This is a genomic window from Streptomyces coacervatus (assembly GCF_029223485.1).
GTDB lineage: Bacteria > Actinomycetota > Actinomycetes > Streptomycetales > Streptomycetaceae > Streptomyces > Streptomyces coacervatus.
The window spans coordinates 212,025-225,963 of the sequence record NZ_JARHTP010000015.1; the positions used below are offsets into that span (position 1 = coordinate 212,025).

The 13,939-nt window shown below is 69.7% G+C and carries 11 protein-coding genes; 6 read left to right on the forward strand and 5 right to left on the reverse strand.

Going from position 1 to position 13,939, the window contains the following annotated elements:
- Window positions 1-63: 63 nt before the first annotated feature.
- The 3 genes from P2Q00_RS33005 to P2Q00_RS33015 are packed head-to-tail and all read right to left on the reverse strand — an operon-like array spanning window position 64 to window position 2,395.
- Window positions 64-474 (reverse strand): RidA family protein, encoded by a 411-nt coding sequence (locus tag P2Q00_RS33005; RefSeq protein WP_275777135.1) that lies wholly within the window; start codon window positions 472-474, stop codon window positions 64-66.
- On the reverse strand, window positions 471-1,232 hold the full coding sequence (locus tag P2Q00_RS33010) for an IclR family transcriptional regulator (protein ID WP_275777136.1): 762 nt from the start codon (window positions 1,230-1,232) through the stop codon (window positions 471-473). The genes P2Q00_RS33005 and P2Q00_RS33010 overlap by 4 nt, the downstream gene beginning before the upstream one ends.
- Window positions 1,229-2,395 carry a sugar kinase gene (locus P2Q00_RS33015; protein ID WP_275777137.1) on the reverse strand — a complete coding sequence of 389 codons (1,167 nt, stop codon included), beginning with the start codon at window positions 2,393-2,395 and terminating at the stop codon, window positions 1,229-1,231. Before P2Q00_RS33015 ends, P2Q00_RS33010 begins: the two co-directional genes overlap by 4 nt.
- 141 nt (window positions 2,396-2,536) lie before the next feature.
- Here P2Q00_RS33015 and P2Q00_RS33020 point away from each other — a divergent pair, with 141 nt between their 5' ends.
- Window positions 2,537-3,802, forward strand: a complete 1,266-nt coding sequence (locus P2Q00_RS33020) for an amino acid deaminase (RefSeq protein ID WP_275777138.1) — start codon at window positions 2,537-2,539, stop codon at window positions 3,800-3,802.
- 42 nt (window positions 3,803-3,844) lie between these two features.
- Complete coding sequence (locus tag P2Q00_RS33025; RefSeq protein WP_275777139.1) at window positions 3,845-5,476, forward strand: N-acyl-D-amino-acid deacylase family protein; 1,632 nt, start codon at window positions 3,845-3,847, stop codon at window positions 5,474-5,476.
- Window position 5,477: 1 nt separating this feature from the next.
- On the opposite strand, the gene P2Q00_RS33030 is transcribed toward P2Q00_RS33025, so the two are convergent.
- Entirely contained in the window at window positions 5,478-6,347 is an 870-nt protein-coding gene (locus P2Q00_RS33030; RefSeq protein WP_275777141.1) for a S1 family peptidase, read from the reverse strand.
- Between the two features lie 970 nt (window positions 6,348-7,317).
- Here P2Q00_RS33030 and P2Q00_RS33035 point away from each other — a divergent pair.
- Both P2Q00_RS33035 and P2Q00_RS33040 read left to right on the forward strand, forming a co-directional pair.
- The gene (locus tag P2Q00_RS33035) at window positions 7,318-8,529 is read left to right on the forward strand and encodes a pyridoxal phosphate-dependent aminotransferase (RefSeq protein ID WP_275777143.1); all 1,212 of its coding nucleotides are present in this window, start codon (window positions 7,318-7,320) and stop codon (window positions 8,527-8,529) included.
- Window positions 8,530-8,576: 47 nt separating this feature from the next.
- On the forward strand, window positions 8,577-8,993 hold the full coding sequence (locus P2Q00_RS33040; protein ID WP_275777144.1) for an SCO4983 family protein: 417 nt from the start codon (window positions 8,577-8,579) through the stop codon (window positions 8,991-8,993).
- Between the two features lie 348 nt (window positions 8,994-9,341).
- Here P2Q00_RS33040 and P2Q00_RS33045 read toward each other — a convergent pair whose 3' ends face one another.
- Window positions 9,342-11,165, reverse strand: coding sequence for a phosphoenolpyruvate carboxykinase (GTP) (locus tag P2Q00_RS33045; RefSeq protein WP_275777146.1), 1,824 nt, complete (start codon window positions 11,163-11,165; stop codon window positions 9,342-9,344).
- 342 nt (window positions 11,166-11,507) lie between these two features.
- On the opposite strand from P2Q00_RS33045, the gene trhA reads away from it, so the two are divergent.
- Both trhA and P2Q00_RS33055 read left to right on the forward strand, forming a co-directional pair.
- On the forward strand, window positions 11,508-12,254 hold the full coding sequence (gene trhA, locus P2Q00_RS33050; protein ID WP_275777148.1) for a PAQR family membrane homeostasis protein TrhA: 747 nt from the start codon (window positions 11,508-11,510) through the stop codon (window positions 12,252-12,254).
- A 113-nt stretch (window positions 12,255-12,367) separates the two neighbouring features.
- Window positions 12,368-13,936: a DHA2 family efflux MFS transporter permease subunit gene (locus P2Q00_RS33055; RefSeq protein WP_275777150.1), complete on the forward strand. Its 1,569-nt coding sequence runs from the start codon at window positions 12,368-12,370 to the stop codon at window positions 13,934-13,936.
- Window positions 13,937-13,939 lie beyond the last annotated feature (3 nt).

A 13,939-nucleotide genomic window follows, 5' to 3' on the forward strand; every position in this document is an offset into this window, starting at 1 on the left:
GATCGCGGCATGGCACCCCGGGAGGTGCCATGCCGTGTACGACGTGCGGGAGTTGAGGGAGCGTCAGCCGAGTACGGCCAGCGCGTCGATCTCGATGAGGAGCCCCGCGGGCAGACCGACGTAGACCGTCGTGCGCGCGGCGGGCGGCTGGGTGAGGCCCTGTTCCTCGAAATAGGTGTTGTAGATGCCGTTCATCTCGGCGAAGTGGTCGACGTCCGTGAGATAGACGCGGATCATCATCACGTCGTCCCAGCTCGCACCGCCCTCCGCCAGGATCGCCTTGACGTTGGCGAGGGTCTGGAGGGTCTGTTCGCGCAGGGTCGGGCCGGCGGGCGTGGGGGGCTTGCCCTCCTCGGCGGGCAGGAAGCCGACCTGGCCCGCGACCTGAAGGATGTTGCCCTTCCTGACGCCGTGGGAGAACTTCGCGGGCGGGGTGGTGTGGGTCTTGGGGGTGAGTGCGATCTTCTCGGTCACAGGCCGTCCTTCACTGGCGTTCTTCCGGAGTACTCCCCGCTGATCGCGTCGGCCGTGCGGCGCACCAGCGGGAGCAGGGTGAGGAGTTCCTCGGCGGTGACGACGACGTTCGGCGCGGAGACCGACATCGCGGCGACCACGCGGCCGTCCCCGCCGCGGATCGGCGCGGCGACGCAGTTGATGGACTCCTCGTGCCCGCCGAGGTCGGTGGCCCAGCCCTGTTCGCGCACCTTCTCCAACTCCCGTAGGAAAGCAGGGGCGTTGGGGGTGGATCGGGAGGTGTACATGGGGTATTCGAGCTTGTCGGCGAGGGCGCGGCGCTCGGCTTCGGAGAGGTCGGCGAGGAGCAGTTTCGCGACGGCGGCGACGGTGATCGCCACCGGCTTGCCGATCCGTGAGTACATCCGGACCGGGTACCGGCTCTCCACCTTGTCGATGTAGAGGACCTCGGACTCCTCGTACACCGCGAGATGGACGGTGTGCCCGCACTGCTCGTTGAGTCGTACGAGGTGGGGGTGGGCGATCTCGCGGATGTCGAGGTTCTCCATGGCCTCCTGGGCGAGCGCGATCAGGCGGGCGCCGAGGCGGTAGCGCTGGTCGGACTGGCGGTAGACCAGGCCGTGCTCGTGCAGCGTCCGCAGCAGACGGAGGGCCGTGGACTTGTGCACGCCCAGGCGGTCGGCGACCTGGCCGAGGTCGGCGGGGCCCTCGGCGAGCAGCGGCAGGATGCTGAGTGCGCGGTCGACGGTCTGGCTCATGGGGTGCGTACCTCCTCCGGGGCCTGGTCGGCTTGCGTCCAGCCGGGGCCGAGTCGAAGTCTCCCCCACGCCTGGTCGTCGAGGGCGGCCAGGCGGTCGGCGTGGTGGCGCGCGGGAGGTACGGCGAGGTCGCCGGGGGCGGTGAGGGCGGCTGCCGCAGTGAGGTGGCCGTGACGCAGGCGGTCGCGGACCGGCAGGCCGCGCAGGGTGGCGGAGAGGAACCCGGCCGCGAAGGCGTCGCCGGCGCCGATGGTTGCTACGACGTCGACGGTGAGGGCGGGGACGAAGGTGCTCGGCGTGGGGGCTGGGCGGGGGTGGGTGTCGCTCGCCGGCGCTTGCCGGGTGCCGCTCTCCTTGGGTCGGGAGCCGCCCCAGCGGCACGACTGCCCGCAGCTACGTGCGGCTGAGACGAATGCCGTCGCCCCTGCTGCTCCTTGCTTCACCACCAACACACCGGGTTCCGGCAGCGCAGCCCGTACCGCCTCCGGTCCCCCCGCGACCCCCCACGCCTCCTCCGCCTCGTCCTCCCCCACGAACACGACATCAGCCCTGCGCGCCAGCTCCAGCAGCACCCCCGCCCCGTCGGCGTCCGCCCACAGCCCCGCCCGATAGTTCACGTCGAACGACACCAGCGGCCTCCCAGACACTGGCACCGTCAGTGCACGCAGCAAGCCCAGGCACTCCCCCGACAGCGCCGCCGTGATCCCCGAGAGATGCAGCACCCGCCCCGCGCGCACCGCGTCCAGGTCCGTGTTGCCGACGGACATCGCGGAGGCCGCGGACCCGGCCCGGTAGTACGCCACCTCGTGGGCGTCCGTCGCCCGGTCCCCCGCCGTACGGAAGTAGATGCCGGTCGGGCGCGCCGGGTCCCGTCGTACGGCGGTGACGTCGACGCCGTACGCCCCGATCGCCTCGACCAGGTGGTCGCCGAACCCGTCGGCGCCGACCCTGCTCACCCAGCGCACGGAGTGCCCGGCGGCGGCCAGCGTGCAGGCCACGTTGGACTCCGCGCCGCCGATGGCGCGGTCGAAGGAGGGGACGTCGGCGAGGCGGCCGGGGCGGGAGGGCAGGAACGTGACCATGGACTCGCCGAGCGTGACGACATCGACGACCTCGACGGCAGCGGCGCCGTCGAGGGCATTGCAAGGTCCGGTCGCGGTCACGATCGTCGTAACTCCTCGGTGCGGTGGCGGGCGAGCGCAGCGGTGTCGTTGACCCGGCATTGGCCGAGATGTTAGACAGCGGTAAGCGATACACGCAACGACGGTTGCAGCTAGTGCAACGCACCTGATCAGGGAGGCCTCATGGGCACGGAAGCCCTCGCCCGACTCGCCGGGGAACGCGTCGACCACCGCTTCAAGGGCCTCCCGCCGGACGCCGACGGCCTGACCGTCGGCGAGCTGGCAGCCCAGCGCCGCAACCTCTTCACCGGCGGCTTCGCCACCCCCGTCCTCGCCCTGTCGGCCGAGCGTCTGGAGCACAACCTCGCGCTCATGGAGACGTATGCGACCCGCCACGGCCTCGCCTTCGCCCCGCACGGCAAGACCACCATGGCGCCCCAGCTGTTCGAGCAGCAGATCGAGCGCGGCGCCTGGGGCATCACCCTTGCGGTGCCCCACCAGGTGCGGGTGGCGCGGGCGTTCGGGATCCAGCGGGTCTTCCTCGCCAACGAGGTCGTCGACCCGGCCGCCCTGCAGTGGATCTCGGCCGAGCTCGACGCCGACCCCGGCTTCCGCCTCGTCTGCTACGTCGACTCCGTGCGCGGGGTGCAGCTGATGGACGCGGCGCTGCAGGGGGCCTCGCGGCCGCTGGACGTGGTCGTCGAGCTCGCCGCCGGCGAGGGCGCCCGCACAGGGGTCCGTACGGAGGCGGAGTGCGCGGCGGTGGCGGACGCGGTGGCAGCCACGTCCACCCTGCGGCTCGTCGGTGTCGCGGGCTACGAGGGCGAGGTCCCGCAGGCCGACCCCGAGCGGGTGCACGCATGGCTGCGGCGGCTGGTGGCGCTGGCCGCGGACTTCGACAAGGCGGGGCGGTTCGCGGGACTGGACGAGATCGTCGTGAGCGCGGGCGGCAGCGCCTGGTTCGACGCGGTGGCCGACGTGTTCGCCGAGCTCCCCGAACTCTCTGCCCCCGTACTGAAGTTGCTGCGCTCCGGCGCCTACGTCTCCCACGACGACGGCCACTACCGCAAGATCACCCCCTTCAACCGCGTCCCGGAGGAGGGCGCCCTGGAGCCCGCCTTCCGGCTCTGGGCCCAGGTCGTCTCCCGCCCCTCTCCCGAGCAGGCCTTCGTCAACGCCGGCAAGCGGGACGCGGCGTACGACCTCGACCTCCCCTTCGCCCAGGTCGTCCACCGGGACGGCACCGAGCGCCCGGCCACCGGCATCTCGGTGACCGCCCTGTCCGACCAGCACGCATGGCTGCGTACGACCGCCGAGGCGGACCTGGAGGTCGGGGACTGGCTGGGCATGGGCCTGTCCCACCCGTGCACGTCGTTCGACAAGTGGCAGCTGATCCCGCTGGTCGAAGCGGACGGCACGGTCGTCGACTACATCCGCACGTTCTTCTAGAAACGACGTTCTGGAGACGACAGAACGACAGGAGGTACGGCCGTGGAAGAACTCGTCATCCGGGACGCGGATGTCGTGGACGGCAGCGGTGAGCCGTCGTACCGCGCGGACGTGGTGATCGACGGCGGCAGGATCGTCTCGATCGTCAAGGAGGCGGCCGCCGCGGGCTGCCAACGCCCCAAGGCCCGGAGGGAGTTGGACGCGGAGGGACTGGCCCTCTCCCCCGGTTTCATCGACATGCACGCCCACAGCGACCTGGCCCTGCTCCGCGACCCGGACCACAGCGCCAAGGCCGCCCAGGGGGTCACCCTCGAAGTCCTGGGCCAGGACGGACTGTCGTACGCCCCCGTCGACGACCGCACCCTCGCCGAGGTGCGCCGCGCGATCACCGGCTGGAACGGCCACGGCGACGACATCGACTTCGACTGGCGTTCGGTGGGCGAGTACCTGGACCGGCTGGATCAGGGCATCGCGGTGAACGCGGCCTATCTCATCCCCCAGGGGACGGTCCGTATGCTCGCCGTCGGCTGGGAGGACCGCGAGGCGACCTCCGAAGAGCTGGACCGGATGCGGCAGTTGGTCGCGGAGGGCATGGAGCAGGGCGCGGTCGGCATGTCGTCCGGGCTGACGTACACGCCGGGCATGTACGCCAAGGACGCCGAACTGACCGAGCTGTGCCGGGTGGTGGCGTCGTACGGCGGCTACTACTGCCCGCACCACCGCTCGTACGGCGCCGGGGCCCTGGAGGCGTACGCGGAGATGGTGGCCCTGACCCGGGAGGCGGGCTGCTCGCTCCACCTGGCACACGCCACCATGAACTTCGGCGTGAACAAGGGCCGCGGGCCCGAGCTGCTGCGGTTGCTGGACGAGGCCCTCGCCTCCGGGGCCGACATCAGCCTGGACACGTACCCCTACACCCCCGGCTCCACAACTCTCGTGGCCATGCTGCCCAGTTGGGCGAGCGAGGGCGGACCGGAAGCGATCCTGAAGCGCCTGGCGCACGACGACACCGCCGAACGCATCCGCCACCACATGGAGGTCGTGGGCGCGGACGGCTGCCACGGGGTGCCCATCGAGTGGGACACGATCGAGATCTCGGGTGTCGCGGACCCGGGCCTGGGCGATTTCGTCGGCCGTACGATCCAGCAGTCGGCGGAGGCACGCGGCGAGACCCCGTGGACCACCGCCCGCCATCTGCTCCTCGCCGACAGCCTGGGCTCGACGATCCTGCAGCACGTCGGCCACGAGGAGAACGTACAGACGATCATGCGCCACCCGGTCCACACCGGCGGCTCGGACGGCATCCTCCAGGGCACCAAGCCGCACCCACGCGCCTACGGCACGTTCCCGCAGTATCTCGGCCGATACGTAAGGGAGTTGGACGTACTGTCACTGGAGGAGTGCGTGGCCCACCTGACCTCGCGCCCGGCGGCGCGACTACGCCTGCCGGACCGGGGCCTGGTCCGCGAGGGCTACCGGGCGGACCTGGTCCTGTTCGACCCGGCGACAGTGGCGGCAGGGGCGACATACGAACATCCGCGCACGCTCTCGACGGGTATTCCGTATGTCCTCGTCGACGGCCGTTTCGTCATCGAGGACGGCCGACGGACGGACGTACTGGCGGGCCGGGCGGTCCGTCGCAGTCCCGTGCGACGGAACGCCGTGGGGCGATGACCTACGGCTTGGGCAGCGTGCAACCGCTGGCGCTCAGGTTCAGCTTGTTGCCCGTGCCGAAGCACGCCGGGATCTGGTACGTCTCCTCGGCGTAGTTGATGCCCTGGCGGACGGTCACGTTGCCGCTCTCGTCGACCTCACACGGGTTGTTCTCGGTGCACCGCTCACCGTCCTCGTTGCCGGTGTTGTTGACGGCGACGACCTTGCCGGTGGCGTTGTCGACGACGGGCGAGCCCGAGGTGCCGCCGATGGTCTGGCAGGCGGAGGTGTACCGGAGCGAGTCCTTCCAGGTCCAGTCGCCCTCCTTGAGGCGGTAGACGAAGCCGTCGACATTGCAGGCGTACGTCTTCTTCCAGTAGCCGGAGACGACCGTGATCGCGGTGCCGGCGGTGGGGTGCGTGTCCTGAACCGTCAGCGGGCTGATGCCGTACGAGCTCTTGATCTTCGCGTAGGTGGTGGTGAGCTGGTAGATCGTGACGTCCGTGTCCGTCATCGTCGAGTACGCGACCTTGCTCGCGCGCAGCGTCCCGACCTTGGTGGCGGAGGAGTTGAGCAGGCTGAACGAACGGCTGGAGGCCTGGTCGACGATGACCTCGCCCGGCTCCGGGAACCCGGTCTCCAGGCAGTGGCCGTTGGTCATGACGAGCGCCGGGTCGGTGTCCGCGGAGTTCGGGAAGCGGATGACGGAGCCGGAGCAGTTGCTGAGCGCCACGGTGCCGGCGAAGTTGACGGCCTTGACCTTGGGCGTGGCCGTCTTCGTCACCGTCTTGCCGGCCGCGCCGTCCGCGAGCACGGGCGCTGCGACCGCGGGTGCCATGCCCGCCCCGGATATCACCAGGGCTGAGAGCACGGCGAGGAGAGGCTTCTTCATGTGGGGGTCCCCTCTTGCGACTTGGGCGACCGGAGATTTTCCGGCCGCCCATAGATTTGACATGTGCATTGTGGGGGGAGAGGGGCGGTTGGGCAAGGAGTTGCTTCAGGACCGCAGTTGGCGCGTTTGGGTGCACATACCCCTGCTCGACGGGACCAACTTATCGAGCCCTGGGGCTACTTGGGACCCTTCGTACCGCCCTGGCCATGTCCGGGTTTGCTGCCGGAGTTGCCCGGCCCCGAGACGCTCCTGCTCGGAGCGGGTGCGGAGGCCCCGGTCGAGGGCTCCCGGGTCGCGCCCCCGGAAGGCGTGCGACTGATGGACGCACTCGGACTCGGACTCGGGGAAGCAGTACCCGAGGAATCCGCCCCACCTCCGGAAGAGGGAACGGCGACCGCCCCACCGGAGGACTCCGCAGCCGTCGACCCGGCGGTATCGGCGGCCGCCGGGGCCGTGCTGTCTTCCTTGCCTTGCGCCCCGCCCGCAGGGTGGGAGGAAGACCCAGCGAAAGAGAACCCGGCAATCAGGGCGACCACCACACCACCGACGACGGCAGCCCCCTTAAGGGGCGCGGGGAACTGCGCGACAAGCCGCGACGGACCGCCAGACGACCGACGGCCAACAGCCCCCCTCCCCGCGGAGCGCCTGTGCTTCCGCCGGGAAGGCCCGTCCACCACCGGAGGCATCTCACGCGTCTCGTCATACGCGTTCAGCCAGCCATGTGCGACGGCCGGATCGGCGTACTCCTCATACGAGGGGGCCGACTCCGGCCTCGGGTGGTACACGTTCGGCGGACCCTGGGCGGCACCGTTCGTCCCGTTCTCGTACTCAGATGGCCTGGACATGGCCGCGCATTGTAGAGACGGGCGGGACTCCTGGGACAGCTACCGGCGATAACAGCCCAAACCATCCGTCTCACGTGGCGGATAACACGGCCCGCGGGGCGTTACCGGGCCGTAAGCTCCCAGACATGCAGGTGATCCAGTCGACCAAGCTCGCCAACGTCTGTTACGAGATCCGGGGCCCGGTGCTCGAGGAGGCGATGCGGCTCGAGGCGGCCGGGCACCGCATCCTCAAGCTGAACACGGGGAACCCGGCGGCGTTCGGCTTCGAGTGCCCGCCCGAGATCCTGGAGGACATCCTCCGCAACGTGTCGACGGCGCACGGCTACGGCGACGCAAAGGGCCTGCTGGCCGCACGCCGGGCGGTCGTGATGCACAACCAGACCCTCGGCATCGAGACGGACGTCGAACACGTCTTCGTCGGCAACGGCGTCTCCGAGCTGATCGTGATGGCCATGCAGGGCCTGCTCGACGACGGCGACGAGGTCCTCGTACCGTCGCCCGACTACCCCCTGTGGACCGCCGCCGTCTCGCTCTCCGGCGGGACGGCCGTGCACTACCGCTGCGACGAGCAGTCCGACTGGATGCCCGACCTCGCGGACGTCGAGCGCAAGGTCACCGACCGCACCAAGGCGATCGTCATCATCAACCCCAACAACCCGACGGGGGCCGTGTACGACGAGGCGATGATCAAGGGCTTGACGGACATCGCCCGCCGCCACAATCTGCTCGTCTGCTCCGACGAGATCTACGACAAGATCCTCTACGACGGCGCCACGCACACGGCGACCGCCGCCATCGCCCCCGACCTGCTGACCCTCACCTTCAACGGCATGTCGAAGGCGTACCGCGTCGCCGGCTACCGGGTCGGCTGGATGTCGATCTCCGGGCCGCGCGCACATGCGGACTCGTACATCGAGGGCCTGACGATCCTGGCCAACATGCGCCTGTGCGCGAACATGCCGGGACAGCACGGCGTGGTCGCCGCGCTGAGCGGGCGGCAGACGATCAACGATCTGGTGCTGCCGGGCGGGCGACTGAAGGAGCAGCGGGACGTCGCGTACGAGCTGCTCACCCAGATCCCGGGCGTGAGCTGCGTGAAGCCGAAGGGTGCGCTGTATCTCTTCCCGCGCCTCGACCCCAAGGTGTTCAAGATCAAGGACGACCGGCGGATGGTTCTGGACCTGCTGCGCCGCGAGAAGATCATGGTCGTGCAGGGGACCGGGTTCAACTGGTCCGAGCCCGACCACTTCCGGGTCGTGACCCTGCCGTCGGTCGGGGATCTACGGGATGCGGTCACCCGGATCGGGAACTTCCTCGACGGCTACAGCCAACTTTAGACGAAATCTAAGCTAGGATGGTTTCCTGACAGCACAGGAGGCCATCCATGTACGAACCGATCCGCACCAAGTCGGTCCACAGCACGATGGCCGGCACGACCTCCGACTTCCCCCACCGGTCCCGTGAGGAGGAGCTGGACATCCAGCTCGCGGGGCATCTCGGGGCACTGCTCGCCGTCACGGACGAGTTGCGCGCCGCCGCCCCTTCCGAGGACCTGGACACCGCGGCCGAGCGGCTCACCGTGCAGGTGGCGCGGTTGCGGGGCGGTGTGACGCCGGTCCGCATGTCCGCGGCGGCGTCCGACGACGACCCCGTGGCCCTGCACCAGCGGGCCCATGCCCTCGCGGGGCGTGCGCTGGTCGTGGCGGCGTCGCGGGCGGACACGGCGGCCGCGATTCTTGCCGCCGAGCAGATGGATGTGCACGCGGCGGCGCTGGAGCCGCGCGAGCTCGCGTCCCGCTGAGCCCTCGGGCTCCCTTGACGGCCCCGGTCCGCGTGCACCCGCAGCGACGCGCGGACCGGGTGCCACAGCACTGCGTTGGCTTGGGCGGCGGTGCCTGATCGCCGTGGGGGTTCCTCTGGTTTTGCGGCTGCGGGTTCGTCGTGGCCGTTCGCGCAGTTCCCCGCGCCCCTTGGGGGGGCTGCAGTGCACGACCGCTCACAGCAACGCCTTAAGGGGCGCGGGGAACTGCGCGACAAGCCACAACGAACCCGCACCCGGCACACCGCACAAACCCGCAACGGCGGACCCCCGAAACAGGCCCACAGCCACGCACGCCGTTGTACGCGGCCTCGCCGGTCTTGAGGGACGTCAGCCCAGGCGCTGCACCAGCGCGCGGTACTCGTCCCACAGTTCCTTCGGGGTGTGCTCGCCGAAGGTGTTCAGGTGCTCGGGGACCAAGGCGGCCTCCTCACGCCAGACCTCCTTGTCGACCGTGAGGAGGAAGTCCAGGTCGGAGTCGGAGAGTTCGAGGCCCTTGGTGTCCAGGGCCGCCCTGGTCGGCAGGATGCCGATCGGGGTCTCGACGCCCTCCGCCCTGCCGTCGAGGCGGTCGACGATCCACTTCAGGACGCGGCTGTTCTCGCCGAAGCCGGGCCAGACGAACTTGCCCTGGTCGTTCTTGCGGAACCAGTTGACGTAGTAGATCTTCGGGAGCTTCGACTGGTCCTTGTCCTTGGCGACGTCGACCCAGTGGCCCATGTAGTCGCCCATGTTGTAGCCGCAGAAGGGGAGCATCGCGAAGGGGTCGCGGCGCAGTTCGCCGACCTTGCCCTCGGCTGCGGCGGTCTTCTCCGACGCCACGTTGGCACCGAGGAAGACGCCGTGGTTCCAGTCGAAGGACTCCGTCACCAGCGGGACCGCGGTGGCGCGGCGGCCGCCGAAGAGGATCGCCGAGATCGGCACACCCCTCGGGTCCTCCCACTCCGGCGCGATGATCGGGCACTGCGCGGCGGGGGTGGTGAAGCGCGCGTTGGGGTGGGCGGCCGGGGTGTCGGACGCCGGCGTCCAGTCGTTGCCCTTCCAGTCCGTCAGGTGGGCCGGAGTCTCCTCCGTCATGCCCTCCCACCAGATGTCGTTGTCGTCGGTGAGCGCCACGTTCGTGAAGACCGAGTTGCCCCACAGCGTCTTCATCGCGTTGGCGTTGGTGTGCTCACCGGTGCCGGGCGCGACGCCGAAGAAGCCGGCCTCCGGGTTGATCGCGTACAGACGGCCGTCCTCGCCGAAGCGCATCCAGGCGATGTCGTCGCCGATCGTCTCGACCGTCCAGCCGGAGACCGTGGGCTCCAGCATGGCGAGGTTGGTCTTGCCGCAGGCGCTCGGGAAGGCTGCGGCGACGTACTTGGACTCACCGGTCGGCGGGGTGAGCTTCAGGATCAGCATGTGCTCCGCGAGCCAGCCCTCGTCGCGTGCCATCACCGACGCGATGCGCAGGGCGTAGCACTTCTTGCCGAGCAGGGCGTTGCCGCCGTAGCCGGAGCCGTAGGACCAGATCTCGCGCGACTCGGGGAAGTGCGAGATGTACTTGGTGGAGTTGCAGGGCCAGGGGACGTCGGCCTCGCCCTCCGCCAGCGGGGCGCCCAGCGTGTGGACGGCCTTCACGAAGAAGCCGTCGGAGCCGAGTTCGTCCAGGACCGGCTGCCCCATGCGCGTCATCGTGCGCATGGAGACCGCGACATAGGCGGAGTCGGTGATCTCGACGCCGATCGCGGAGAGGTCCGAGCCGAGGGGGCCCATGCAGAACGGGACGACGTACATCGTCCGGCCCTTCATCGAGCCGCGGAAGACGCCCTTCTCGCCCTGGAAGATCTCCCGCATCTCGGCGGGGGCCTTCCAGTGGTTGGTCGGGCCGGCGTCCTCCTCCTTCTCGGAGCAGATGAACGTCCGGTCCTCGACCCGCGCGACATCGGTCGGGTCGGAAGCGGCGTAGTAGGAGTTGGGGCGCTTGATCGGGTCGAGTTTCCGGAAGGTGCCCTTCTCCACGAGCTCCTCGCACAGGCGCTCGTACTCGGCCTCGGATCCGTCACACCAGACCACGTTGTCCGGCTGGGTCAGTGCTGCGATCTCGTTCACCCACGAGACCAGTTCCTGATGCTTGGTGGGGATGACGGGGGGAGCCGCGATGTCGCGCGCCACGATTGCTCCTAAATGAGGGATTTTTGTTTTGGAGGCCCCGTGGGGGCTGCGACCCGGATGCTTCCGTGGCTGGATCTTCAGCGCTCATCCGGTGCCGACCGCACTCATTTGATCATCCGACGAGCGCGCCCATATGTCCAGAGGGCCTCACAGGTGAGCGGAGTGGGGATCGTCACGCGGCAGAGTGTTTCCAAGCGTGTTTTTGCGTGCACGTTGAGTTCATCTGAAGGTTCTTTTGCCTGACGGCCAGAGCATCAACTCCCGTGAGATGATGGCCACTCTTGACCGGTTCTCGGCCCGCCCTCATCCGCAACTTACGGTTCCGTAGGTACGATGCCGGGCATGACTGCGCCCGTCCCCGACGCGCCAATGGACACGCCGGCCGCCGGCCGCGGTTCCGACGCGCCCTCCCTGCCGCACCAGATCAAGCAGCACGCCCAGCAGCTCGCCGAGCCGATCAAGCCGAAGCTGCGCGGCTGGCTGCACCTCGGCATGTTCCCGGCCGCGCTGGTCTCGGGCCTGGTACTCACCGCCCTCGCGGACTCGACCAGAGGACGCATCGCCTGCGGGATCTTCGCCCTGACCGCCTGCCTGCTGTTCGGCGTGAGCGCGCTGTACCACCGGGGCAACTGGAGCCCGCGCATGGACGGCGTCCTGCGCAGACTCGATCACGCCAACATCTTCCTGATCATCGCGGGCACGTACACGCCGCTGACAATGCTGCTGCTGCCGGGCGCGAAGGGGCAGTGGCTGCTGTGGGGCATCTGGGGTGCCGCGGCGGCGGGCATCGTCTTCCGCGTCTTCTGGGTCGGCGCCCCGCGCTGGCTCTACACCCCCTGCTACATCGCGATGGGCTGGGCGGCCGTCTTCTTCCTGCCGGACTTCATGCGCGCGGGCGGTATCGCGGTGCTGGTCCTGGTGATCGTGGGCGGTCTCCTCTACAGCGCAGGCGGCGTGATCTACGGCATCAAGCGGCCGAACCCGTCACCGCGCTGGTTCGGCTTCCACGAGGTCTTCCACTCCCTCACGCTCGCGGCGTTCGTCGTCCACTACGTGGGGATCTCGCTGGTGGCGTACCAGCACGCCTAGCACCACCGACTCTGAAGGGCCACGGACTTCCGTGGCCCTTTTTTCATGCCTCCAACCGCCCGAAAGTCGATACCTATTGACAGCAACTAGATTTTGAGAGCTACTCTCATTTCATGGACACTTCCACTTCAGAAGCTGCAGCTCCGGACCCTCGCCGCTGGTGGGCTCTCGGCGCCCTCGTCGCGAGCATGCTGACCCTCGGCTTCGACACGACGATCCTCAATGTGGCGCTGCCGACCATGGCCGGCGATCTCGGCGCCACCACCGGCCAGCAGCAGTGGATGGCGGACGCCTACGTCGTCGTCTTCGCGGCGCTGATGCTCCCCGCCGGACTGCTCGGCGACCGCTTCGGACGGCGGCTGATGCTGATCGTGGGGCTCGCGGTCTTCCTCGCCGGTTCGCTGGCGGGCGCGCTGGCCGGGGACGTGAACTGGGTCATCGCCGCCCGTGCCCTGATGGGCGTCGGCGCGGCGCTGGTCACCCCGCTCGCGCTCTCCGTGCTGCCCACGCTGTTCACCCGCGACGAGCAGCCCAAGGCCACCGCCATCGTCTCCGCCGCCTCCGCGCTCGGTCTGCCGCTCGGCCCGATCATCGGCGGCTGGCTGCTGAACCACTTCTGGTGGGGCTCGGTCTTCCTCGTCAACGTCCCGATGGCCGCGATAGGCATCGCCGCCTGTGTCTTCCTGCTCCCCGAGACCCGCGACCCCGCCTCCCCCAAGGTCGACGCCGTCTCCACCGCGCTCACCGCGACCGGCCTCGGCGCCCTCGTCTACGCGATCATCGAGGCGCCCACCCGCGGCTGGGGCGACCCGCTGGTCCTGGCCATGTTCGCGGCAGCCGTCGTCCTCATCACCGCACTGGTCCTGCGCGAACGCCGCATCGAGCGCCCCATGCTCGACATGACCCTCCTCGCCCACCGCGGCTTCCTCTTCAACACCATCGCCGCGACCCTGGTGATGTTCGTCCTGTCCGGCCTGCTGTTCGTGCTGCCGCCCTACCTCCAGGCCGTCCTCGGCAACGACGCCTTCGGCACCGGCGTACGGCTGCTGCCGATGATGGGCGGCATCCTGGTCGCCTCCCGGACGGCCCCGCAGGCCGCCGCCCGCTTCGGCGGACGCGCCACGGTGAGCGCGGGCCTGGTGGTCCTGGCCTTCGCCGCATTCCTCGGCAGCCGTACGACGGTCGACTCGGGCTACGGCTACACCGCGCTGTGGCTCTCGATCACCGGTCTCGGCTTCGGCTTCTCGCTCATGCCGGCGATGGGCAACGCCCTGGGCGCCCTGCCCCGCGACCGCGCCGGCAGCGGCTCCGGACTGCTCATGACGCTGCGCCAGGTCGGCGGCGCGATCGGCATCGCCCTGCTCGGCAGCCTGCTCGCGGGCACCTTCCGCGACCGGCTCGACGTCACCGGGCTGCCTGCCAAGGCGGCCGACACCGCCGGGGACTCGGTGGTCGCGGCGCACCTCGTCGCCGCGAAGGCCCATTCCGCCGATCTCGCCGCCTCCGCCGACAGCGCGTACGTCCACGGCATGGGCCTGGTGCTGCTGGTGTGCGGGATCGCGGCGCTCGTGTCGGCGCTGCTGGCGGCGGCGTTCCTGCCGGGCATGCAGACCGCGCCGGCCGCCGTAGCGCCGCCCGAGACCCCGGACATGGCCGCCGAGCAGGCCGATGCCCGACAATGACGA